This window comes from Nocardia ninae NBRC 108245, assembly GCF_007990755.1.
Taxonomy (GTDB): domain Bacteria; phylum Actinomycetota; class Actinomycetes; order Mycobacteriales; family Mycobacteriaceae; genus Nocardia; species Nocardia ninae.
The window spans coordinates 23,706-44,057 of sequence record NZ_BJXA01000053.1; the positions used below are offsets into that span (position 1 = coordinate 23,706).

Sequence of the window (20,352 nt, forward strand, 5' to 3'; positions counted from 1 at the left end):
ATTTGATCGTTGCAGAGCGCAGCACGAATGACCGATAAAAACGCCGGTCAGTACCCGTCCTCGTAAGACCTTTGGCACTTCACGGCGTAAACCCGGTGGGTCCGGGAGCCAATCGGGATCACCCCTTAAGCCGGGGAGATCTGTCCTGACCCGGGGCGTCTCTCGACGTTCGGGGTCGCTGGCCTGTTTCCGTGAAGGAGCCTCAGCGAACGATCGGCACCTTGCGCTGGTCAGTAAACACCCGAATGGAAACATTGGCAACCCAGATGTGAGCGCGGTCGCACCCGGGGTCGAATCGTGTTGCGGCGAGGGCGAATCAGGACCGGTAGAGCGAGCGGTACGCGGTGATCATCGCGACGCAGTGGTCGATGATCTCGTCGCGGGTGGCGCGCAGCGACCCGTTGAGCCACGCGGAGAACATGCCCGCGTTGCCGCTGGCCATGGTCACCGCGGCGAGCCTGCGTTTGACCGGGTCGTCGATGTGGGAGAAGAGGTGGTCCTGCATGAGCCGGGTGAACACCGGCATCACCGAGATGGTGGTCTGGCCGAGGCCGGTGCTGGAGTACGGCTCCACCAGGAACAGCCGGGACTTGCGCGGGTCGGCGAGCACCTTGTCGACCAGGATCCGGGCGAGCTCACGGTCGCGCGAGGGCTCGTCGGCCGCGGCGAACGCGGTCATCGGCTCCAGGAACTCCTCGGCCACCTGCCGGTAGAGCACGTCGAGCAGCTCGTCCCGGCTGGTGAAGCTCTCGTAGAAGTATCGGTCGGTGAGGTTGGCTCGGCGACAGACCGCGCGCATGGTCACCCCGCTGGCGCCCGCCTCGCCGATCAGATCGAGTGCGGCCTCGAGTAGCGCGCTGCGGCGGGCCTCCCTGCGCTCGGTGAGGGTCGTGCCGCCCCAGATCCGCGGGCCCGCGTCGTCGTCTGATTCCTGGGCTGATTGCACCGCACCAGACTAGTCCGCGGCGAGCCCGCCGACCCGCACCGCCCGACTTCGGGTCCTGCCGAAACGGATTCGGTACGCGGGTCGCCGGGCCTGCCTGCGGCGCGTCGATCAGGGCAGGACGACGCAGACGGGACCGAGGTTGACCCCGTTGCCGACAGTGGCTGCGGTCGAGACGAACGCTCCCGAATTGTGCACCGCGTAGACGGTGTGATTGCCGGGGAGCAGCGGCGTCCACTTCGCGGTCACCGTGCCGGACGCGGGCACGGTGATCCAGCCGCCGGGGTCGAAGGTGCCGGTGGCGTCGAAGAAGCCGATGACGTCACCGGGGGTCGCGGTGGCCGTGGCGATGTAACTGCAGGTGGTGCCGAACGCGGTGGAACTGCCGAAACTCAGGCCGGGTGCCACGCCGACGGCGGTGACGGCGGCAGGCGCGGCGGGTGCGGTGAGCACCAGGGCGGCGGTCATGGCACCGAAGGAGGTCAGTGCGGCGGCGACGGATTTCTTCGACCGGTACATGAGGAATCTTCTCTCTCGGGCGTGAAATGGAGACGGCGCGGGCGTCCGCGCTCTCGAGTAGTCTCCGCGCGTCGCGAAAGAGACACGCCCGTAATGGCCGGATGACTCGCGCGCGTCACCCGCCACGTTCCAGTGGCAGACCGGCGTCGCGCCAGGCGACGATGCCGCCCGCCAGGCTGCTCGCGTCGTAACCCGCCTGGGTGGCTCGGGTGGCGAACCGTAGTGACAGCTCGCCGACCGGGCAGACGAACACCACCGGTCGGGACCGGGGGAACGGGATGCCCTGGGCGAACATCTCGTCCAGCTGGTCGTCGCGAATATTGAGCGCGCCGGGCACATGCCCGATCCGGTAGGCCATCGCGCCGCGGGTGTCCACGATGGTCGGCTTGCCGGTGCGTTCCAGCTCGGCCAGCTCGCCGGGTGTCAGGGTCGGCGTGGCCGCCTGCTCGGCGGCGCTCGGGGCCGGTCGGCGCACGGCGCGGTCGAACAGTTCCGGCCTGCGCTTCTTGATATAGGACAGGTACGGTTCCAGCCGGTCACAGACGATGAACACCGCGACGATCGGCCCGTCCGGTCGCTGTGCCGAAACATCCGGTACCGCAAGGGCTTCCAGCGCCGCCGCGTAGCTCGCGCCGCTGGTCGGCCCGGCCAGGATGCCGTAACCGGTAGCCAGCCTGAGGGTGGCGTCCACGGCTACACCGGACTCTACGGTCACGATGTCATCGTAGAAGTCGGGCTGGAAGAGGCCGACATCCCACATCTCGCTCTCCGAGCGGATCCCGGGAATGAAGTCAGCGCGGTCGGAAACCACTGCTACGGTGCGCAATTCGGGGTTGTGCTTGCGCAGGTAGGTAGCGGTGCCCCTGGTCGACCCGGTCGTGCCGAGCCCGCCGATCAGGTAGTCGACCCGGTTGATGCCGTCGGCTGCCAGGTCTTCGTGGATCTCCCGGCCGGTGCCGTGGTGATGCGCCTCGATGTTCTTCTCGTTGGTGTATTGCGAGGCGTGGTAGTAGGCGTCGGGCTGCTGGGCCATCGTCGCCTCGATCACCGAGTACACATCGTTCGGTGTGGTCGGGTCGGGGCACTCGGACAGGCCGGGCAGTTCGACGATCTCAGTGCCCAACAGCTGCAGCAGTTCTCGGACCTCGGTGACCTTGATCCGGTTGGTCACCGCGCGCAGGCCGATGCCGTGCATCGCGCCCAGCACCCGCAGCGCCTTCGCGGTATTGCCGCTGGACGCCTCGATGAAGCTCTGCCCACCGGCCCGGATGGCGTCGAGCTCGTCGCGGATCATGCCCCAGGCCACCCGGTCCTTGACCGAGCCGAAGGGGTTGTGCGACTCCAGCTTCGCGTACAACTCGACGTTGCGCAGACCGTGCACGGCGGGATCGAGCCGCAGCAGGGGAGTGTTGCCGATGAGTTCGGTGATGTGGTCGTAGCGCATCAGGGTGCCCCGGTGGGTCGGCGCGGCACCGGCGGACGCAACGGACCGCGCGCCGGGGTGCGCCGCTGCGGTGGCAGCGCGACCGGCAGGTGCGGTTCGTAGTCGGCATCGCGATACACCTGGAAGCTGCCCGCCCGGTGCGCCACCGCCAGCTTGATCGGCGGCGGCCGCATCGACGCCATCGCCGCGGACAGGTCCATGTGGTAGGCCGCGGTATTGGGGAACACCACCAGATCGCCGGCGCGCGGCCGTTGCGACAGCCATACCTTGTGATTGGTGATCAGGTCCCGCTCCAGACAGAGGCGGCCCGCGAAATACACACCGACGGGCCCGGTTTCGGTCACCGGATGCAGGCTCGGCGCGGTGTCGCCCGCGCCACGGGTCGGCACCACCGCACCGTCCGGCGGCATCGGCGGGGACGGCCGGTGCGTGGTGCTCGGCAGGACGATGGGATCCACCATCACCTCTTGGTCGGCCGGCGTCACCGAGTCGCGGCTGAGATCGACGTTGACCAGCACGCTGCCGTCGGCGAGCTCCTTGACGAAGTCGACCCTGGCCACCGTCGCGCCCGCGTGGTCGAGCAGCGCTTTGCCCGGCTCCAGCCACACCTCGAGCAGATTGTCCGAGGCGACCTCGGCGACGGTGCGCCCGCCGTGGCGCTCCAGCGGGGCGGTGAGCAGATCGTCGAGCATCCTGGTGGCCGGAATCGTGTTGGCGTACTTGTGGAACACCGGAGTGCCGTGCACCGCGCCGTTGGCGACGTGGTAGCCGAAAGTGTTGCTGCCCCAGCTCATCGGCTCGCCGCGGCCGAGCAGCGATTCGCGCAGCGCGCGCACATAGCCGTCGAACCGATCGGCGTCCTCGGTGAAGACCTGCCGGAAGCCGCCGCCGATATTCAGCACGGTAGGTCTCAGCCCGTAACCGTAGGCTCGTTCGATCAGCGCCAGGCACGCGTCGATCGCGCGGACCCGTTCGCCGAGATCGCCGGAGTCCAGATGAAAGGCGAAGCCGAGCAAGTTGATTCGGCTGCGGTGTGCCGACAGCACGTCGAACGCACGCTGCATATGCGCGAGCGGCACCCCGAAACGACTGATCTGGCCCTCGTCGAATCCGGAAACCCGCAGCAGCACCGGCACTTCGGCGCGGTCACCCGCCAGCTCCGCGATCCGCCGCAGCTCCCAGAGGTTGTCCACGTTGATCGTGACGCCGCAGTCGATCAGATCACGCAGGAACACTTCCCCTTTCGGCCCGGTCACCTCGATCCGCATCGGCCCGAAGCCGCCGCCGATCGCGCTCGCCAGCTCCTGCGGAGAGGCGACATCGATGCAGATCCTGGCGTACTCGGCCGCACGGACGAAAGCGCGCGACTGATTGGCCTTGTGCGCGTAGCAGATTCGATGCCGCGGCAGTCTGCGGTCGAGCACCTCGCGGAATTGCCGCACGTTCTCCGCGTACACCTGGGGGAACACCAGGTGCACCGGTGCACCGAACCGGATCAGGGTCTCCGCCACCGCGTCCGGGGTATCGAGGAAGGCACGCACCAGCGGATGAAGCTTCGCGGGTAGCGCCGGTAACGGTGCTGTCATACCGCGGATTCCGACGGCTCGGCGGTCCTAGCGTCCTCCGCCGCGCGCTCCGGCTTCTCCGCGACCGGGTTGTAGCCACCGTCCCGAATGGCCTCGAAGGCCCTGGCCCGGTTGCGCGGACTACGGAATTCGGCAACCACCCGCTTGCTGATCAGATCGATCTCGACCACCCGGATGTCCATCGACTCCAGCACCCCGCCGATGGTCCGGACACAGTGCTTGCACGTCATGTCCGGCACATAGAACACCTGATCCTCGGCGGTGGCGGCGCGATCGGCGGTGTCCTCGTCCAGCGCGGCGCTCACCTCGACGAGCTCGCAGCGGGCGACGGCCTCGGTGAACACCGTGACGAACTGGTCGACCACCACCGGCAGGACGGTGTAGTGCCCGCCGCCGAGGTGATGCGGCATGGCGGCCAGGCAGGCGGGCCGGGTACCCGCGGGCAGCAGCGCGTACTGGCGCGAGATGAGGTCGAGGTCGTCGTGATATTTGGCGAGCGCCGCCGGGATGCTGAGGCCTTCTACATGGGTGGCCCGGCGCATCACGGTGTGCGCGTCGGCGATCGTCGCGTCCTTCATCGCCCGCAGCGTCGCGACGGTCTCGGCGGAGTAGCGCACCGTGCCGTCCGGCTGCGCGATGAGGGTCACCGGGATCATCCCGCGCCGGTAGGTCGACGCCTGCAACTCCCAATACCAGCGGGTGGCGACGGCCGAGAACAGTCCGGATTCGCGCATACCCGAGGCGAGTTCGATCGCGCTGCGATAGGGCGTCTGCCTGGCCAGCAGGGCATGCTGGGCCAATGCCCGCCCGGCGGCCTCGATGCCGACCCGGAAGATATCCATCGGCTCGTGATCGGTGGTGGTGCCGTCGAGCACCGCGTGCGCGCGCGGACCGAGCGCGGAAATGCGTTCGGCGAAGGCGGTATTGGCGTCGAGCGCGTGCCACAGCGCCAGCACGGTCTCGCGCATGGCGATCGGCACCAGCGGGCCGAGGCCGTCGGCGCGGTAGTGGCCGGTGTTCGGGATGCCGTCGCTGTCGGTCCAGGTGATCCGATGGGTGGCGCTGGTGACCTGATACGGCCGGCACGGTCGCATGAACCGCTCCAGGTACAACCGCTGCGAGTAGGTCAGGTGACTGTTCGGCTCGGTATGCAGTGCGGTGCAGGTGAATTCGAACCTGCGCTGCTCGGGGACGGCTACCGGTGTCGCGAACAGCCCCGGCTGGGCCAGCTCGGCGAGCACCCGGGACGCGGCTCGCCGGTCGTAGCGCGGGGTGTCCATTGTCATCTGACCTCCTCGGCAATCGTCATGACGCACTTGGTGAATCGGTCGATCTCGTCGGCGGTGTTGTAGATATGGGTGCTCACCCGCACCGAGTCGTCGGCCTGTGCGCCGTCGGCGGCCGTGCAGTGCAGGCCGGTGCGTACCAGGAAACCCAGTTCGCTCAGCACGAAGCCGAGGTCGGTCGCGGTGATCCCGTCGAGGGTGAACGAGACGATGCCGTAGCCGACCGGTGACGGCGTAAATGCGGGCCCAGGCAGGAATTCGAGGCCGTCGATCGGCCGGAGGGTGTCGATGAGCCGCACGGTCAGCTCGCGATTGTGTGCCGCGATGGCGCCGATATCGAACGATTCCAGCACCTCGAGCGCGCTGCCGAACGCGAGAATGCCGGGGATGTTGTGGGTACCGCCCTCGAGGAGCGCGGGCATCGCCGCTGGGACAAGCCCGGCCTCGCTCACCAGCACCCCCGAATTGCCGCCGGGCAGGAAGGGCACCAGTTTATCGTGGACTCGCCTGTGGCAGTAGAGGATTCCGGTTCCCGGTGCGCCGAACATCTTGTGCGCGGCGAAGATTGCGAAATCCGCGCCGAGTTCGGTCACATCCACCGGAACGTGCCCACCGCTCTGGCTGCAGTCGACGCACAGCAGGATCGCGGGGTCCAGCTTGCCGCGCAAGGGCGCCAAAGTCGTCAGTCCGCCGTACACGTGGTGCAGGTGGCTGGCGGTGATCAATCGGGTGCGCGGGGTGACCTTGGCGAGGATGTCGGCGGTGTCCGCCTCGCCACCGGCGGTCACCCGGTAGGGGATCAGCTCGATCCGGCGCCCGAAGCGCGCGAGCAGCCCGCGCAGGTGATGCCAGGGGTGCACGTTGGACGCGTGATCGGCTGGGCTGTACAGGATTTCGTCGCCGTCCTCCAGTACGGCCAGCCCCCAGGAGAGGGTGACGGCGTTGATTGCCGCGGTGGCGCCGCCGGTGAAGACCACCTCGTCCGGGTGTTCGGCACCGATGAAGGCGGCGGTGCGGTCCCGGATTCTGCTCAGGCGGGTGGTGAGGCTGGTCGCCCACGGGTACGTGCCGCGTCCGGCGTTGGCGGTGCGTGAGCTGTGATAGCGGTGAATGGTCTCGATGACCGGCAGCGGCTTCTGCGTGGTCGCGGCGCTGTCCAGATAGATCTCGGTGGAGTCGGCGAGTGCGGGGAAGAGCTTGCGGATGTCGGCGGGGGCGTGCGCCGCCGCCGGCGATAGTCGTCCGGCCGAGGCCCGCGCGAAATGCGGCCTCGAGGCATGGGATCGCAACGTGACGCTCCCTCCGCAAAACCGTTTCACAAGGTGCGTTGGACGCCACCAACGATACGCACTTCTGGCAGGTCTTCGAAGGATTCTCGTGGGCAACGGGTTTCACCTACTAGGGTGGAGCCATGTCTTTGACCTTGAAAGAGCGTCAAGAGTTCCTCGCGCAGCCGCATGTCGCGGCTTTGTCGGTGGCAGGTGGTCCCGACCGGGGTCCGCTGTCGGTGCCCATCTGGTATCAATACGAGCCCGGCGGCGAGCCGTGGGTGATGACCGGGGCCGATTCGCGGAAGTTACGGTTGATCCAGGAGGCCGGCCGGTTCACGCTGCTGGTGCAGCGGACGGAACCGACTACTCGATATGTTGCGGTGGAGGGTCCGGTCGCCAAGATCATCCCGCTCACCGAGGAGCTGCACGTGGAAATGGTGCGGCGCTACCTGACCGGCGACGCCGTCAACCACTACCTGAAGCAGGCGGAGGGCTTCGGCGATCAGGTCGTGGTGTACCTGCGGCCCGAGCACTGGCTGTCCGCCGACCTCGGCGGCGTGTGAGCCGGTCGGCTCAGTACTTGCCCTGAAGGTACTCGACCAGGTGCTGACGCTCGGTGGTCAGTTCGGAGATCGCGCTCTTCACCACATCGCCGATGCTGACGATGCCGATCAGTCGGCCCTGGTCGATCACCGGCAGATGCCGAATTCGATGCTCCGTCATGGTGTTTCGTAGTCCGTCGACACGGTCGTCGGGCGCGCAGCTGCGCACGTCGGTGGTCATGATCTCCGACACCGGGGTATCGAGCAGCTCCGCGCCGCGCGCATGCAGGTTACGCACCACGTCGCGTTCGGAGATGATCCCGACAATCCCTTCGCCGTCACGTGACACGACAACCGCACCGATATTGTGCTCGGCCAGCGTGGCCAGCAGGCTTCGAATTGTCGTGTCGGGTGCGACCATTGCTACGTCGCTACCTTTTCTGCGCAAGATCTCGGCTATTAGCATGCTGTCACCCATCCAGATGTCTGCGGCAGTTTCAGGATCCCAAGTTCGGGGGCTGGTGACCAGCACGAATCAGTTACAGGGTCACGGGGCGGTCACAGGCGGCGGGTGACACTGCGGTCCAGATCGCGGGCGAGCAGTGCGATGGCGGCCTGCGAAATCCCGGCGGAGGTGGCCAGATCGATGGTGGTGAGCTGCGCGATGCGGCGTAGTCGATAGTCGACGGTGTTGGGATGCACGTAGAGCTGACGTGCGGTGAGCTGCCGGTTCATATCGTTGCCGAGATAGGCGCGCATGGTTTCGAACAGTTCGGCGTGCGCTTCCAGCGGGTCGAGGATGGTGGCGATCCGCCGGGTCGCCGGGCCGCCGCGGGTGAGTTGGTACTCCACCGCCAGATCGGCCATGTGATACAGGCCAGGGGGCTTGCCACCGACCCGAACCAGATTGAGTAGTTCGTGTGCCTGGTCGGCGGATTCGGGGATCTCGTCGGTGTCGCAGGCGACGACGGTCGCCGTGAGCGGCACCTCGGCGGCCTCGGCCAGCTGCGCGAGAGTCTCGGCGGTGAGCGGGGTTTCGCCGTCGTCCACCGGGATGAGCATGGTGCCGCCCTTGGTGCTGAGCAATGCCAGCGCGCGGGAGGCGAACACGGTGGCCAAGGACGATTGCAGCCTGCGTAGTTTGCGCCGGGCCGCGACGTTCGCGTCGACCCGCGGATCGCGTTCGTCCGGATGTTCCGAAAGAGACAGGGCCACTACCTGATACGCGTCGGCGATCGGGATGCCCGCCTGCCTGGCGAGGGCTGAACTGCCGCGCCCGCTCAGGAGTGCCGAGGCCAGAGTTTGCGCGGCGGTCTGGTGTTCCTTGGCGACGAGATGCTGTTCGTCGACGTAGGCGTCGGCCACGGCGGCGGTGACGGCGGCCAGTAGTTCCAGCATGAGGTCGGTGGCGACGAGCAGCTCGTTGACGTCATCGGCCCTGGCCGGTGCGGTGACCAGGCCGAACGCGATGCGGACGCCTTCGTGGTAGCCGCGCAGAATAGTGCTGAGCGGAACGCCTTCGCGGGCCCACTGGGCGGCGGCCTCACGCACCTCGCCGAGTTGTTCGTCGCCGGGAACGGTACGCCGGTCGAACATTTCGGCCACCAAGCCCAGGCAGGTGCGGGTGAGTTTGGTGACGTCACCGCGCAATTGCTCGCCCGGCAGGGTGCGGCACGGTGCCATGCAGGTGGCGAAGTAACCCACCATCCGTGAGGCGACTCGGTCGGTGTTCTGCAGTGGCACCGAAGCCAACTGGCCACCGATTTCGAGCGCCGATTCTGGCGAATCGGGGGATAGATGCAGCGCGGAGAAGGTCATTCGGGTCGCTCCATTGCCACGTCGGGCGTAATAGAACTGTGCCCGAATCGTTCGGCTCACTATACGAAAGGGTCCTGCGCGTGGGAAGTTATCAGCGAGATCCCTTGGGAGCCTACGGCATTATGCGGTGACCCGTTCGTGACATACCACTACTGGCGAAACATCCACGCGGAATCCCGTTATGCTCCGTGGAATGTTCGGCCGGATGGATTAGCCGACATGTTCGAACACCGATCGGTAGCAACGGATTCGAGCGACTACTCGTCGTCGAGACCGGCGGAGAGGTAAGCGGCCGCGGCCAGCCACTGCCTGCACTGCGGGCCGTGCACCTCATGGGCGGCCAAGATATCCCGCGCCTGCCGATAGGTGAGACCGGGTGGTTCGACAGCGCAGTCGGATACCGGAACCGGAGCGGGACATTGCCGCAAAGTCTCGACGCCGGTGCCGATGACGGCAACCCGGCGGGGAGTCCGGAATGGCTGGCTCATTCGACCGCCCCTCGCGTGTGGCATGTGGGGAGTTGCTGTGTAGGCGCCGCCGGCTCGAACTCCCTGCGTACCTCCCCGATATGGGTACGAGTCTATGCCTGCGTCGCTTACAGATGCAAGTACATTTGCACGGACGCCGTCGATGAACAGCGACCGAAATCGGAGGGAACGGCGGCCCTTATCGACCGCCGTTATCGTCGTCGATAAGGCTACGGTGTGCGGGCTACCGCGCAGTAGGCGGAGATCGGCCTGGTCAGAGCCGTCTCGGAGGCCTCGGGGCGCCACTGGGTGATCGAAACGAAGCCGGGCTCAACGACTTCCAGCCCGTCGAAAAGCTCCCGGAGCTGTTCCTTCGGGCGCGGAATGTACGGCTTGCCGCCGGTGCCGATGTAGTTGTCGCAGAGCTGCACGAAGTCGGCGCTGTCGTCGGTGCCGTCCCACAGCACGAGGTAGCTGCCCGATGGCACGGCGGCCAGCACGGTTCGCACGATGCGCGACACGTCGGCGTAGGACTCGGCGTGGCCGAGCACGCCCATGAACATGACGCCGATCGGCTGGTCGAAGTTCAAGATATTGCGCGTGTCGGCGACGATGCGCTCGGGCTCGTTGTAGTCGGCCTCTATATAGGTGGTTACGCCTTCCCGAGTTGTGTTGGTCAACAGGGCCCTTGACTGAACGAGCACCATCGGATCGTTGTCTATGTAAACGACTTTCGACGCCGCGGCGATGCCCTGGGCCACCTCATGGGTGTTCTGCATGGTCGGTAGGCCGGTGCCGATGTCGAGGAACTGGCGCAGGCCGGCCTCGCGGGTGAGGTAGCCGACCGCGCGGATCAGGAACCGGCGCGATTGCACTGCCATGGTGACGATCTCGGGGTCCACGCCGATGCCCGCGTCGCCGGCGATCCGGTCGATTTCGTAATAGTCCTTACCGCCCATCCAGTAGTTCCAGATGCGGGCCGAGTGCGGGATGTCGGTCCGGATCACGGGGCTGTTGTCCGCGTGCGGCATGGATTGGGCTCCTCAGGAACGCCGGTGCGGGCACCGGTTGCCGGTGCCCGCCGGGGGGTGTCGCCAATGACTGAAATATCCGATCTGCCCTGCGACAGTACAAGATTCAACTGTGGTGGATGGTCGTGATCGACTGTCTGAGCAGGGGGTTCGCCAGGCGAAACATCGGTGCGTCAGATCCCGGACCGAGTGGTCCGAATTAGTAGGCGCGCGGGGGCGAACTTCGTGCTATCGTCCAAACTGTCGGTGCAAATGCAAGAACGTTTGAGCGTGCATCTGCACGAACTGATCAGCCGAACATTGGCGTAACCGAGGAGTGGGGAACATGTCGGATACATCCACCAACAAGATCACTGGCTCGTGGCGAAAGAGCACCTACAGCAATCCGAGCGGGAACTGCGTCGAAGTCGCCGAGGCGACCAACGGCCAGGTCGCCGTACGGAACTCCCGGGATCCCGAAGGCGGGGTGCTGTTCTACACCCGCCCGGAAATCGACGCGTTCGTCCGCGGCGCGAAGGCCGGAGAGTTCGACTATCTGACGAGTTGAGCGGTAACATAAGCGATCGGTGCGGTGTGTTTCGCGACAGGTGGTTGTGACACACTGTGGGCAACCCCCCGAGTATCGGAGACGAACTCAATGATCGCTGAACCCGACGACGATGGTCTGGTGCATCCCGTTGTCGCGGAACGTGGTCCGACAGTGCTGCGTATTGCACTCGGCGGCCAGTTGCGCAGACTGCGAGAAGCCAGGGGCATCACCCGAGAAGCAGCGGGCGACGCCATTCGTGGCTCGCACGCGAAGATCAGTCGTCTCGAGTTGGGCCGCACCGGTTTCAAAGAACGTGACATCAGGGACCTGCTGTCGCTGTACGGCGTCAACGACACCGAAGAGCGGGAGAAGTTCCTCGATCTGGCCAGGCAGGCGAACGAGCCGGGATGGTGGCATCGCTACAGCGATCTGCTGCCCCAATGGTTCGGCACCTACCTGGGTCTCGAACAGGCGGCGAGCAAGATCCGCACCTATGAGGCGCATCTTGTTCCCGGACTACTGCAAACACCCGAATACACCAGGGCGGTAGTCGCCCTCGGCTACGAAGATGCCGACACGGATCGGCGGGTTCAGGTACGGCAACGCAGGCAAGAGATTCTGCACCGCTCCGATCCGCCGATCGTGTGGGCGGTCATCGATGAAGCCGCGTTGCATCGACCGGTCGGCGGTCCGCGCGTGCATCGCGAGCAGATGGAACACCTGATCGAACTAGCTCAACTGCCAAACGTCACGGTACAGGTGTTGCCGTACTCCGCAGGCGAGCACGCCGCCGCGGGTAGCTCGTTCAGCATTCTGCGCTTCTCCGAATCCGAGCTCCCCGACATCGTCTACCTCGAACACCTGACCAGCGCCCTCTACCTGGACCGCAGACAAGACCTCGCACTGTATCTCTCGGTCATGGACCGACTCAGCGTGCAGGCCGAGCGGCCGGAGAAGTCGATCGAAATCCTGGCGAAGTACGCCGAAGGCTACGATCGCTGATCACCCCTGCGAGGGGACCCATGCGGGTGCGCGCGGATGCCAGCTATCCGTCAGCGCTGCCCCATGATCTGAGCTCTGCCGCAGTCGCCTTGCCGCGCGCTGGGCCACCGGGGTTCGACGGCGCCTGTGGCGCACCGCAACTCGATGGGGTAGCCCTTTCCGTGCCGACGGCACTGCACAGTGCCCGGTCAGCGAAGCCGAACAACTCAACGCGAACGCGCGGTGGTCCAGCACCGGACAACTCGGCATCGGAAGCTCGCCACCCGCAGCAGGCGCTGAGCAGTCCGGCAGGGCCACTGAGCAACTGGGTGCGGCTGCCGGGCGGCTGTCCGTTGGCCCTGGGCAGCCGACCGAAGGTACGGGGCAACTCGGCGGGTGCGCTCGGCCCTGAGGCTTGGCTGCGCGATTCGCCGCACGCGTTGACCGGCGGGCCGGTTCCGTCGCGCAATTCGCTAGGGACACTAAACAACTGGACGTCGACCCTCAGCCGCCGCCACCACCATTTGCAGCCAGCGGGACACCACGGCAGCCCCCACCGAATGGGACCACCGCGATGTCCCGCCCACCAACACCATCCGCACCCAACGGGACACCACAGCGCCATTTGTCGAGCGGCCCCGCCCCCAAGTCCCACTCGCGAATGCCGTCGGTGCCCGACGGGACGCCACTGCGCCAGCTGGGCTGGCCGGGACTTCGCCACAGGAGCTGGCAATTCGGCGTGGCCGCTGGGCATCTCGGCTCAGCCGGCGCGCAATTCGCCGGCGCGCTGAGCATTCGGATGCGAGCGCCGGGTATGCGAGGCAGCTCGCCGGGGCCGCTGAACAACCGGGCGTGGGCGCCGAGCAACCGAGCGCAGGTTAGGCGGAGTTCCAAGGCGGGGGCCCTGCGCAATCGGGGGTGGCCGCCGGGCAACTGGGCGCGGCTGCCGGACGGCTGGCAGTTTGCGCTGAGCAGTCGGCCGCGGGAACGGGGCAACTCGGCGTGGGCACCCAGCACTGAAACTTGGCTGCGCGATTCGCCGGACGCGTTGACCGGCCTGGCCTGGTCCGTCGCTCAATTCGATAGGGACACTAACCAATTGGGCGTGGATCCTCAGCCCCCGCAACCACCATCCGCGGCCCGCTGGACGCCACGGCGACCCCCACCGAATGGGACACCCGCCATGTCCCGCCCGCAAACACCGTCCGCGGCCAACGGGACACCACGGCGCCATTCATCGAGTAGCCCCGCCATCAAGTCCCACTGCCGAATGCCGTCCGCGGCCAACGGGACACCACTGCGCCAGCTGGACTGGCTGGGACTTCGCCTCCGGGTCTAGCAATTTGGCGCGGCCGCTGGAAACCTTGGCTCGGCCGCCTCGCAATTCGACCGGCGCGCTGGGCATTCGGATGCGAGCGCAAGGTACGCGGGAGAGCCTGGCTCGGCCGCTGAGCAATCGGGTGCCGGCGCTGAGCAGCAGGGTGCGGGTTATGCGAAGTTGCGGAGTGGGGGCCCTGCGTAATCGGGCGTGGTCGCTGGGCAACCGGCCGGGGGAACCGGACAACTCGGCAGGGGCGCTCGGTCTCGGGGCGTGGCCGTCGCGCAATTCGCTAGGGGCGCTAAGCAACTGGGTGTGGGTACCGCGCGATGCGGCGAGCCGATGGGACGACAGATCTGAAGCGTTGCGCAACGGGGCGGTGCCGCTGCGCAACGGAGCGCGAGCGCTGTACGACTCGGCGCTGGGGCCGCATGATTCGGCGGGGGAGCCGCGCAACCAGGCGGAGGTGCCGAGCGACTGGTCTCGGCTGCCGCGCGATTCGCCGGAGACGTTGGCTGGCTCGGCGGGTCCGGCGCGCAATTCGCTAGGGGCGCTGCGCAACTGGGCGTCGATGCCGTGCGATGCGGCTGGCCGGTGGGGCGACAGATCTGCAGCGGCGCGCAACGGGGCGGTGCCGCTGGGAGATGGAGCGCGAGCGCTGAGCGGCTCGGCGCTGGGTCTCATGATTCGGGAGCGCCGCGCAATCAGGCGCGAGCGCTGAGTGGCTCGGCAGGGCTGCCGCGTGATTCGGCAGGGGCGCGGAGCAGCGGGGCGCGGGTGCGCAGCTTCGGCGTGGCCTCTTAGCTATTCGGCGGTGCCGGCGAACGACGGGACCTGGGCGCTGAGCAACGGGGCGGGGGCGCTGGGTGGCTCGGCGCGGGCTCGTGGGCCTTCACCAGGGCTGCGGCACACTTCGGCGGATCGCGCGGCGGCTCGAGGTGGAGGCCGGGGGGCGCGAGTGGGCGGCTCGGGTGGGGGTGGGGCCGTAATGCCTTGTGCCGCAAGTCCTGGGCCGGAGGGTGGATCATCGCCAGTGGAGCAGGGTGGCTCAGTGCTTGCGGCACAAGGCAATTCGGTGTCCGCCGGACATCGGGCTGCCCGGAAGTGTTACTGCCTGATGAAGCTGGAGGCAATCCGCCAGAACGTCGAAGGCTGCAGTGTATGGAAATCCCAGTCGTCGACGACGTCGTGCGCCGTGGTGACGATCCGGTCGATGTCGAAGTCATGTCGGGTGGCCGCACCCTTGGATTCGACGGCATCGATGACGAACGCGACGGCGGTTTCCCGCGAGTACGCGGTGTTCCTTTGGCCGCTACGGGCCGACGGTGTGCTCATTTTTGTACCGTTCGCTGGCTTGTCGACCAGTGCGGCGGCGGCTATTCCGAGCCGGCCGCCGGCGGAAAGTGGTTGGTTCATTCGAACGCCCCTGACGTTTGGCGGCAGCGGACCCACGGCGACTTCGGCCTTCGGCTCGACCATGCGGCCTCCCCTGGTTGTCCCCTGTAAAGCGTTGCGCGACTGAGTTTAGGTCGCTGTGCCTTTCAGATGCAAGTACATCTGCACGATCGATTTGCAAGCGCACGTGCGGGATTTGGCGTCTGCAAGTTTGCTGACACGTTGTCCCAATAAGACGATCAGTTGGCAAAAAGGACGTCTGTGCTGTAGTGAATCTGCGTGCCGGGTTCTACATACCGGTCGGCCGCTGCCCGCATGGCCAGAAAATGTTCGGTGAAACGGTGCGCCTCGGCCGCTTCGTCGTCGGTATATAGCTGGTAGAGGAAGAATCGATGCGGATCGACGCGGTCGGCACAGACATCGAAGCGCAGACAACCCGGCTCGTCGCGCAGCGCCGACACCGCACTGCGGGAGATGGCATCGAGGAAGTCGGCGCGCGATCCCTCCCGGATTTTCATGGACACGATGCGGCTGAACAAGTTTGCTCTCTCCTAACGAGAACGGGATGGTCAATCGGCAAGGGGGGCAGCATTTTCCGAAACGACGCCCGCGGCGAGCTCGGCGACCGCCCTGCTGATCGCCGTGTCGCCGGAGACGAGTTCGAGTGTCGCGCCCGCGGTGTGTGTCGCGGGCAGCAGTTCGGCCAGCACGGCGGCCACGTCGGCCCGGGGGATGTCGCCGCGCGGAACGCGGGGTGCGGCCAGGGTGACCAGTCCGGTACCCGCGGTATCGACCAGGCGCCCCGGTCGCAGGATCGTCCAGTCCAGCACGCGCTCGCGCAGGTCGTTTTCGGCCTGTGTCTTGGCATCGATGTAGGCGGCCCAGATGTCGTCGCTCCCGGGTGCGGGAGGTTGACCGGCGCCCATCGTGGAGATCTGCACGAAGCGCCGCACGCCTGCCCGTTCGGCGGTGTCGGCCAGCCGGACAGAGCCGTCCCTGTCGACAGTGTACTTGCGTTCGGCGCTGCTGCCCGGTCCCGCGCCTGCGGCGAAAACGACTGCGTCCGAACCCTTCACGGTATCCATCAGGTGTGCGGTTGCGGCGTGCTCCAGGTCGAGCACGGCGGGTTCGGCGCCGACGGCGGTCACGTCGGCGGCGTGGTCGGGATTGCGGATGAGCGCGACGACCTCGTCGCCGCGGCGGGTGAGCAGGTCGGCGAGGAGGAGGGCGATCTTTCCGTGTCCGCCTGCGATGACAATGCGCATGGGTCGGTCCTTCCGATCGGGGGCGGTCCCGGACTCAGCGTTCGGGGCCACCCGGGTTGCAGCGCGCATCGACGGTGGCTTGATAACCGACCGCCGGGCGCCAGGGTTCCAAATTCCAACTCGTTTTGTTCGGCTCGACCAATCGTGCCCAGATCCAATGACAGATGAATTGATCACGCATGCCGGGCGTGTCCGCGTCCGGCGATTCCGTCAGCACTTCCTGCCAGGCGCGTTCATCGGTGCCCGGAAAAGTGGTCTGCCGTCCGGCGTTTGTCGGGTAGACGCGCAGCCGTGACCCGTCCACGGTGTCGGTCCACTCGACGTGGTCGATCAGCGGCATCCCTGCGTAGGGGTCGACGGTGGGTGTGGCAGCTGTCCGGGAGGTGCCAGGAGCTGCCGTGGTCGTCCGGGACGGCAGTGGGGCGGAGGTCGTGACGGAAGGCGTGGCAACCGCCTGGTCGGCCGGGGCATTCGACCCGCAGGCCGTCGGCAGCAGTGCGGCACACAGCAGCACCGACGTCCTGGCCTGACGCGCGAGATCGGACCGCCGCGACGCGCGAGTCGGCCGATTCGGCTGCCCCACTCCGGCTCCTTCCGCGTCGCGTCCGGACCGTCGGTGATCCGGCCCCGCCCTCCGAGCCTAGCGACCGCCCGGTACCTACGGCGTCTTCGCCGACCGCAGCGGAGCCGGGCCGCACCCCGGTGACACTCGCTCGGATGGCATGCTGCCCCCGGTTAGGCCACCGATTGTGGTGGCTTGCTCCTGGAGACCCGGATAGGGATAGTCGTTCGATGATGTGTACACGGATCATGGCGGGGGCGGCCGGGGTCGTGATCTCGGTGGGCCTCGCGTTCGCGACGCCCGCGGTGGCGGCAGTGGGTGAAGCACCGGGCACGGTGACGAATTCGGTGGAACTGACCGGGCGTTTCCGGGTGGACGGCGCGGCGACGGCGGAGCGGCTGACCTATTGGTCGCGCGGACCACGCGGACCGATGCAGAGCACCGGGGTGATCTACGTACCCGAGGGCACGCCGCCACCGGGCGGCTGGCCGATCGTCGCCTACGCGCACGGCACAACCGGTATCGCCGATCAGTGCGCGTTCACGCTGGAACCTCGCGTGTACTACCTCGATACGTTGTATCCGGAGCTGCTGCGGGCGGGGTACGCGGTGATGGTCACGGACTACGTCGGCCTCGGCACCCCCGGCACGCACCCCTACCTGGACGGACCCTCGCAAGCCCGCAGTGTGATCGACGGTGTCCGTGCCGCGCGGGCGATCGCACCGGAACTGGGCACCAAGTGGGCGGTGTTCGGCCAATCGCAGGGCGCGCAAGCCGCGTTGTTCACGGCGCACCTCGCGCCCGCCGACGCGCCGGAACTGCAACTGCGCGGCGCGGCCGCCACCGGTCCGCCGTCGAACCTCGAGTTGCTCATCCCGCTGGCCGGCCCGTGGATACCGCGGCTGCCGCTGGAGAAGACCCCCGCGTACGTGGCCATGCTGCTGGCCGGATTGCGCGCGAGCGCACCGGAACTCGACGTCGACAGCTACCTGACCGAGGCCGGTCAGGAGGCCTTGCGGGTGGTGGAGTCGGAGTGCATCACCGAGGCGAATGCCAGGCTGGCCGACGTCGCGATCGGCGCGATGCTGGCCAAGCCGCTCGACGATCCGGCGCTGTGGGCCGCCGCGCGGGCGATGATGCGGATACCGACCGCCGGGTACACACTGCCGCTGTTCGTCGGGCAGGGCCTGACGGATATGGAGGTGCCGCCGCCGTTGACCGCCAAACTGCTTGCCGAGCTGCGGTTGTCGGGCACCGACCTGGAAACCCACCTCTATCCGGGCGATCATCTGGGTGCCGCGCGGGCGGCGCTGCCCGATGCGGTGTCCTTCCTGCATCGTGTCTTGGATTCGGCCTAGCGGAACCTTTGAATCTGCACTCGGTGCCGACTGGCGTGCGGTGCCGACCTGCGGAATGTGCTGAAACACGGTGACTTCCGCCGCCCGCCCAGCGAAATTCGTTCAGTGCCAGAGCGATCGGCAGGGGAGTCGGCGTAACCCGGGCCGCACCATGCCGTCCACCGTCACCGTGAGCCCGGCGTGCACTGCGGCGGAGGTGAATTCCCAGGCCTCCGTGCTGCTTGCCGCGTATTCGAGGACCAGCGCGTCATCGGGAGTCGGGCCGTCGAAGTAGACGGTGACGCGCCGCGTGGGCGCCTCGTCGATGTTCTCGCGGTAAGCCAGTCTGCGCACAGTGCCGTCCATGCCACCGTCTCCTTCCGGACCGGGCGCGGCAACCGCGCCGGGTAGTTGTGAAGGTAAGGCCAGGCCATGGACCGGAACATGTTCCGTCTCGTTGGCTGGACATGTCACAGGGCCGCCGCGCGATGGTGGGGTCGTGTCACGAGCGAATGCGGACAACCATCACAGACCGGTCGCTCCAAACTTGTGAGATCTCAACATGATCTCCCCCCGCTCTGCCGCTCGTCGGCGAAATTGCCGAGGATGAGTCACAACGTTGGACCCATTCGAGAGGCATCTATCGATGAGTCAGGCCCTACGTTCTATGGGCAGGGGAGCGACCCGTAACAGAGTGTTCCGCGCGTTGGGCGCGATGGCCGTCGGGCTGGCGCTCGTCGCCACGATGGCCGGACCCGGTACCGGCTCCCCGTTGTATCCCGCACCCGACCCCGACCCCTTCTACTCGACCCCGGCCGATATCGCCGACAAGAATCCCGGCGATGTCCTCGCGACCAGGGTGATGCCGCCACTGTTGATCTTCCCGGACACCACGGTGACGGTCGTGCGGTTCCGTTCCACCAGCTCCGAGGGCAAACCGATCGCGGCGACCACCACCGTGCTCACCCCCCGCGCGCACGTCGAGGATGGGCCGCTGCTGTCGTTCCAGCACATCATCAACGGGCTCGGCGCCGAATGCTCGGTCTCCAAGGTCCTCTACACCGACGACCCGAATCTCGTCGTGCGCGAGGCGCCGGGCTGGAACGTGCTGTTGCAACGCGGCTGGACGGTGGCGCTGCCCGATCACCTCGGCCCGAATTTCGCCTACGGCGCCGCGAAGCTGGGCGGTCAGATCACCCTCGACGGCATCCGCGCGGTCAAGCAGGTGGCCGAACTGAAAGTGCGGCAGAGCCCGGTATCGATGGTCGGCTACTCCGGCGGCGGCATGGCCACCGCGTGGGCGGCCGCGCTCGCTCCGAAGTACGCACCCGAACTGGATATCGCGGGCGCGGCGATGGGCGGCGTGCCGATGAACCTGGTGAAGATGCTGGAGGGCCTCGGTCTGGGCTCGCATCCGGTGTTCGGGCTCGCGCTGGCCGCGGGTCTCGGTCTGGAACGCGAGTATCCCGAGCGCTTCCCGCTCAGCGAGCAGCTGAACGAGCGTGGCCTCGCCGCCCGCGCGAAGATGGCCAACAGCTGCACGAACGACATTCTCTCCGCGGGTGCGGGCAAGGGCGCGCTGGACTTCGCGAAGTCGACGTCGATGATCAACGACAGCACCGCCCGCGCGGTGGTGGAGGAGAACAGTCTGGAGCTCTACGACGGCGTGCCGAAAACGCCGGTGTTCGAATGGCATTCGCCGATCGACGGGCTCATCCCGATCGACGCGGTGGTGAACACCGCCAAGCGCTGGTGTGCCGCCGGGGCGGCGGTGCAGTCCGAACAGATCCCGGTGCCCGACCATCTCACCGCGGCGGTGCTCGGCATCCCGACGGCGCTGAACTGGCTCGACGCCCGCTTCCGAGGGGAGCCCGCCCCGAACAACTGCTGAAAGCACGCGCAGCAACCGCGCCGAACCCGACTCGCCACGAGCGGCATTCGGCTCGGTTGTTGCGGTTCGGCTACGTGTCACCCACAACTCGGTCGTTTCGGCGCGTCGCAGCGCGTACGGCGGGTTAGCCTGACTGTCTGGTACAACAGGGCCTTTCGGGGGCGCAC

At 67.1% G+C, this 20,352-nt stretch carries 20 protein-coding genes and 1 riboswitch; of the genes, 5 read left to right on the forward strand and 15 right to left on the reverse strand.

What is annotated here, in order from left to right:
* Positions 1 to 50: 50 nt before the first annotated feature.
* Positions 51 to 221, reverse strand: a riboswitch (M-box (ykoK) riboswitch).
* Positions 222 to 316: 95 nt separating this feature from the next.
* From NN4_RS29955 to NN4_RS29980, 6 genes are all read right to left on the reverse strand, one after another.
* On the reverse strand, positions 317 to 946 hold the full coding sequence (locus NN4_RS29955; protein WP_107656506.1) for a TetR/AcrR family transcriptional regulator: 630 nt from the start codon (positions 944 to 946) through the stop codon (positions 317 to 319).
* A 108-nt stretch (positions 947 to 1,054) separates the two neighbouring features.
* Positions 1,055 to 1,462, reverse strand: a complete 408-nt coding sequence (locus tag NN4_RS29960; RefSeq protein ID WP_107656507.1) for a hypothetical protein — start codon at positions 1,460 to 1,462, stop codon at positions 1,055 to 1,057.
* 115 nt (positions 1,463 to 1,577) lie between these two features.
* Positions 1,578 to 2,906 carry a pyridoxal-phosphate dependent enzyme gene (locus NN4_RS29965; protein ID WP_147138571.1) on the reverse strand — a complete coding sequence of 443 codons (1,329 nt, stop codon included), beginning with the start codon at positions 2,904 to 2,906 and terminating at the stop codon, positions 1,578 to 1,580.
* Entirely contained in the window at positions 2,906 to 4,492 is a 1,587-nt protein-coding gene (locus NN4_RS29970) for a type III PLP-dependent enzyme domain-containing protein (protein ID WP_147138573.1), read from the reverse strand. The genes NN4_RS29965 and NN4_RS29970 overlap by 1 nt, the downstream gene beginning before the upstream one ends.
* Complete coding sequence (locus NN4_RS29975; protein ID WP_147138574.1) at positions 4,489 to 5,778, reverse strand: heavy-metal-associated domain-containing protein; 1,290 nt, start codon at positions 5,776 to 5,778, stop codon at positions 4,489 to 4,491. Before NN4_RS29975 ends, NN4_RS29970 begins: the two co-directional genes overlap by 4 nt.
* Positions 5,775 to 7,067: an aminotransferase class V-fold PLP-dependent enzyme gene (locus NN4_RS29980; RefSeq protein ID WP_246181160.1), complete on the reverse strand. Its 1,293-nt coding sequence runs from the start codon at positions 7,065 to 7,067 to the stop codon at positions 5,775 to 5,777. The genes NN4_RS29975 and NN4_RS29980 overlap by 4 nt, the downstream gene beginning before the upstream one ends.
* A 122-nt stretch (positions 7,068 to 7,189) precedes the next feature.
* On the opposite strand from NN4_RS29980, the gene NN4_RS29985 reads away from it, so the two are divergent.
* Positions 7,190 to 7,612, forward strand: a complete 423-nt coding sequence (locus NN4_RS29985; protein ID WP_147138576.1) for a pyridoxamine 5'-phosphate oxidase family protein — start codon at positions 7,190 to 7,192, stop codon at positions 7,610 to 7,612.
* A 10-nt stretch (positions 7,613 to 7,622) separates the two neighbouring features.
* On the opposite strand, the gene NN4_RS29990 is transcribed toward NN4_RS29985, so the two are convergent.
* The 4 genes from NN4_RS29990 to NN4_RS30005 form a co-directional block, all read right to left on the reverse strand.
* Positions 7,623 to 8,057, reverse strand: a complete 435-nt coding sequence (locus NN4_RS29990; protein WP_147138578.1) for a CBS domain-containing protein — start codon at positions 8,055 to 8,057, stop codon at positions 7,623 to 7,625.
* A 92-nt stretch (positions 8,058 to 8,149) separates the two neighbouring features.
* Complete coding sequence (locus tag NN4_RS29995; protein ID WP_147138580.1) at positions 8,150 to 9,409, reverse strand: PucR family transcriptional regulator; 1,260 nt, start codon at positions 9,407 to 9,409, stop codon at positions 8,150 to 8,152.
* 257 nt (positions 9,410 to 9,666) lie between these two features.
* Positions 9,667 to 9,897 (reverse strand): hypothetical protein, encoded by a 231-nt coding sequence (locus NN4_RS30000; protein WP_147138582.1) that lies wholly within the window; start codon positions 9,895 to 9,897, stop codon positions 9,667 to 9,669.
* A gap of 209 nt (positions 9,898 to 10,106) precedes the next feature.
* Positions 10,107 to 10,907, reverse strand: coding sequence for an SAM-dependent methyltransferase (locus NN4_RS30005; RefSeq protein ID WP_147138584.1), 801 nt, complete (start codon positions 10,905 to 10,907; stop codon positions 10,107 to 10,109).
* 325 nt (positions 10,908 to 11,232) lie between these two features.
* Between NN4_RS30005 and NN4_RS30010 the strand changes: the two genes are divergently transcribed.
* Positions 11,233 to 11,454, forward strand: a complete 222-nt coding sequence (locus NN4_RS30010) for a DUF397 domain-containing protein (RefSeq protein ID WP_107656514.1) — start codon at positions 11,233 to 11,235, stop codon at positions 11,452 to 11,454.
* Between the two features lie 90 nt (positions 11,455 to 11,544).
* Entirely contained in the window at positions 11,545 to 12,438 is an 894-nt protein-coding gene (locus tag NN4_RS30015) for a Sco1979 family transcriptional regulator (RefSeq protein WP_147138586.1), read from the forward strand.
* A 2,404-nt stretch (positions 12,439 to 14,842) separates the two neighbouring features.
* Here NN4_RS30015 and NN4_RS30020 read toward each other — a convergent pair.
* From NN4_RS30020 to NN4_RS46340, 4 genes are all read right to left on the reverse strand, one after another.
* The gene (locus tag NN4_RS30020; RefSeq protein WP_147138588.1) at positions 14,843 to 15,214 is read right to left on the reverse strand and encodes a hypothetical protein; all 372 of its coding nucleotides are present in this window, start codon (positions 15,212 to 15,214) and stop codon (positions 14,843 to 14,845) included.
* Between the two features lie 155 nt (positions 15,215 to 15,369).
* Complete coding sequence (locus NN4_RS30025) at positions 15,370 to 15,669, reverse strand: putative quinol monooxygenase (RefSeq protein WP_107656517.1); 300 nt, start codon at positions 15,667 to 15,669, stop codon at positions 15,370 to 15,372.
* A gap of 30 nt (positions 15,670 to 15,699) precedes the next feature.
* The gene (locus NN4_RS30030; protein WP_147138589.1) at positions 15,700 to 16,395 is read right to left on the reverse strand and encodes an SDR family oxidoreductase; all 696 of its coding nucleotides are present in this window, start codon (positions 16,393 to 16,395) and stop codon (positions 15,700 to 15,702) included.
* Positions 16,396 to 16,429: 34 nt separating this feature from the next.
* Positions 16,430 to 16,978 carry a DUF2599 domain-containing protein gene (locus NN4_RS46340; RefSeq protein WP_246181161.1) on the reverse strand — a complete coding sequence of 183 codons (549 nt, stop codon included), beginning with the start codon at positions 16,976 to 16,978 and terminating at the stop codon, positions 16,430 to 16,432.
* A gap of 209 nt (positions 16,979 to 17,187) precedes the next feature.
* Between NN4_RS46340 and NN4_RS30040 the strand changes: the two genes are divergently transcribed.
* Entirely contained in the window at positions 17,188 to 18,315 is a 1,128-nt protein-coding gene (locus NN4_RS30040; RefSeq protein ID WP_246181162.1) for an alpha/beta hydrolase, read from the forward strand.
* Between the two features lie 102 nt (positions 18,316 to 18,417).
* Here NN4_RS30040 and NN4_RS30045 read toward each other — a convergent pair whose 3' ends face one another.
* The gene (locus NN4_RS30045; RefSeq protein ID WP_107656518.1) at positions 18,418 to 18,660 is read right to left on the reverse strand and encodes a hypothetical protein; all 243 of its coding nucleotides are present in this window, start codon (positions 18,658 to 18,660) and stop codon (positions 18,418 to 18,420) included.
* Between the two features lie 280 nt (positions 18,661 to 18,940).
* Between NN4_RS30045 and NN4_RS30050 the strand changes: the two genes are divergently transcribed.
* On the forward strand, positions 18,941 to 20,185 hold the full coding sequence (locus NN4_RS30050) for a lipase family protein (protein ID WP_186818702.1): 1,245 nt from the start codon (positions 18,941 to 18,943) through the stop codon (positions 20,183 to 20,185).
* Positions 20,186 to 20,352: the final 167 nt, after the last annotated feature.

Bases quoted from the DNA above. Each gene is read 5' to 3' on its own strand.
- NN4_RS29975 (WP_147138574.1), bottom strand. From the start codon at position 5,778: ATGACAATGGACACCCCGCGCTACGACCGGCGAGCCGCGTCCCGGGTG.
- NN4_RS30050 (WP_186818702.1), top strand. From the start codon at position 18,941: ATGAGTCAGGCCCTACGTTCTATGGGCAGGGGAGCGACCCGTAACAGA.
- NN4_RS29985 (WP_147138576.1), top strand. From the start codon at position 7,190: ATGTCTTTGACCTTGAAAGAGCGTCAAGAGTTCCTCGCGCAGCCGCAT.
- NN4_RS30015 (WP_147138586.1), top strand. From the start codon at position 11,545: ATGATCGCTGAACCCGACGACGATGGTCTGGTGCATCCCGTTGTCGCG.
- NN4_RS30020 (WP_147138588.1), bottom strand. From the start codon at position 15,214: ATGGTCGAGCCGAAGGCCGAAGTCGCCGTGGGTCCGCTGCCGCCAAAC.
- NN4_RS30000 (WP_147138582.1), bottom strand. From the start codon at position 9,897: ATGAGCCAGCCATTCCGGACTCCCCGCCGGGTTGCCGTCATCGGCACC.
- NN4_RS30030 (WP_147138589.1), bottom strand. From the start codon at position 16,395: ATGCGCATTGTCATCGCAGGCGGACACGGAAAGATCGCCCTCCTCCTC.
- NN4_RS29970 (WP_147138573.1), bottom strand. From the start codon at position 4,492: ATGACAGCACCGTTACCGGCGCTACCCGCGAAGCTTCATCCGCTGGTG.
- NN4_RS29965 (WP_147138571.1), bottom strand. From the start codon at position 2,906: ATGCGCTACGACCACATCACCGAACTCATCGGCAACACTCCCCTGCTG.
- NN4_RS30005 (WP_147138584.1), bottom strand. From the start codon at position 10,907: ATGCCGCACGCGGACAACAGCCCCGTGATCCGGACCGACATCCCGCAC.
- NN4_RS30040 (WP_246181162.1), top strand. From the start codon at position 17,188: ATGATGTGTACACGGATCATGGCGGGGGCGGCCGGGGTCGTGATCTCG.
- NN4_RS29995 (WP_147138580.1), bottom strand. From the start codon at position 9,409: ATGACCTTCTCCGCGCTGCATCTATCCCCCGATTCGCCAGAATCGGCG.
- NN4_RS29960 (WP_107656507.1), bottom strand. From the start codon at position 1,462: ATGTACCGGTCGAAGAAATCCGTCGCCGCCGCACTGACCTCCTTCGGT.
- NN4_RS30010 (WP_107656514.1), top strand. From the start codon at position 11,233: ATGTCGGATACATCCACCAACAAGATCACTGGCTCGTGGCGAAAGAGC.
- NN4_RS29990 (WP_147138578.1), bottom strand. From the start codon at position 8,057: ATGCTAATAGCCGAGATCTTGCGCAGAAAAGGTAGCGACGTAGCAATG.
- NN4_RS30045 (WP_107656518.1), bottom strand. From the start codon at position 18,660: ATGGACGGCACTGTGCGCAGACTGGCTTACCGCGAGAACATCGACGAG.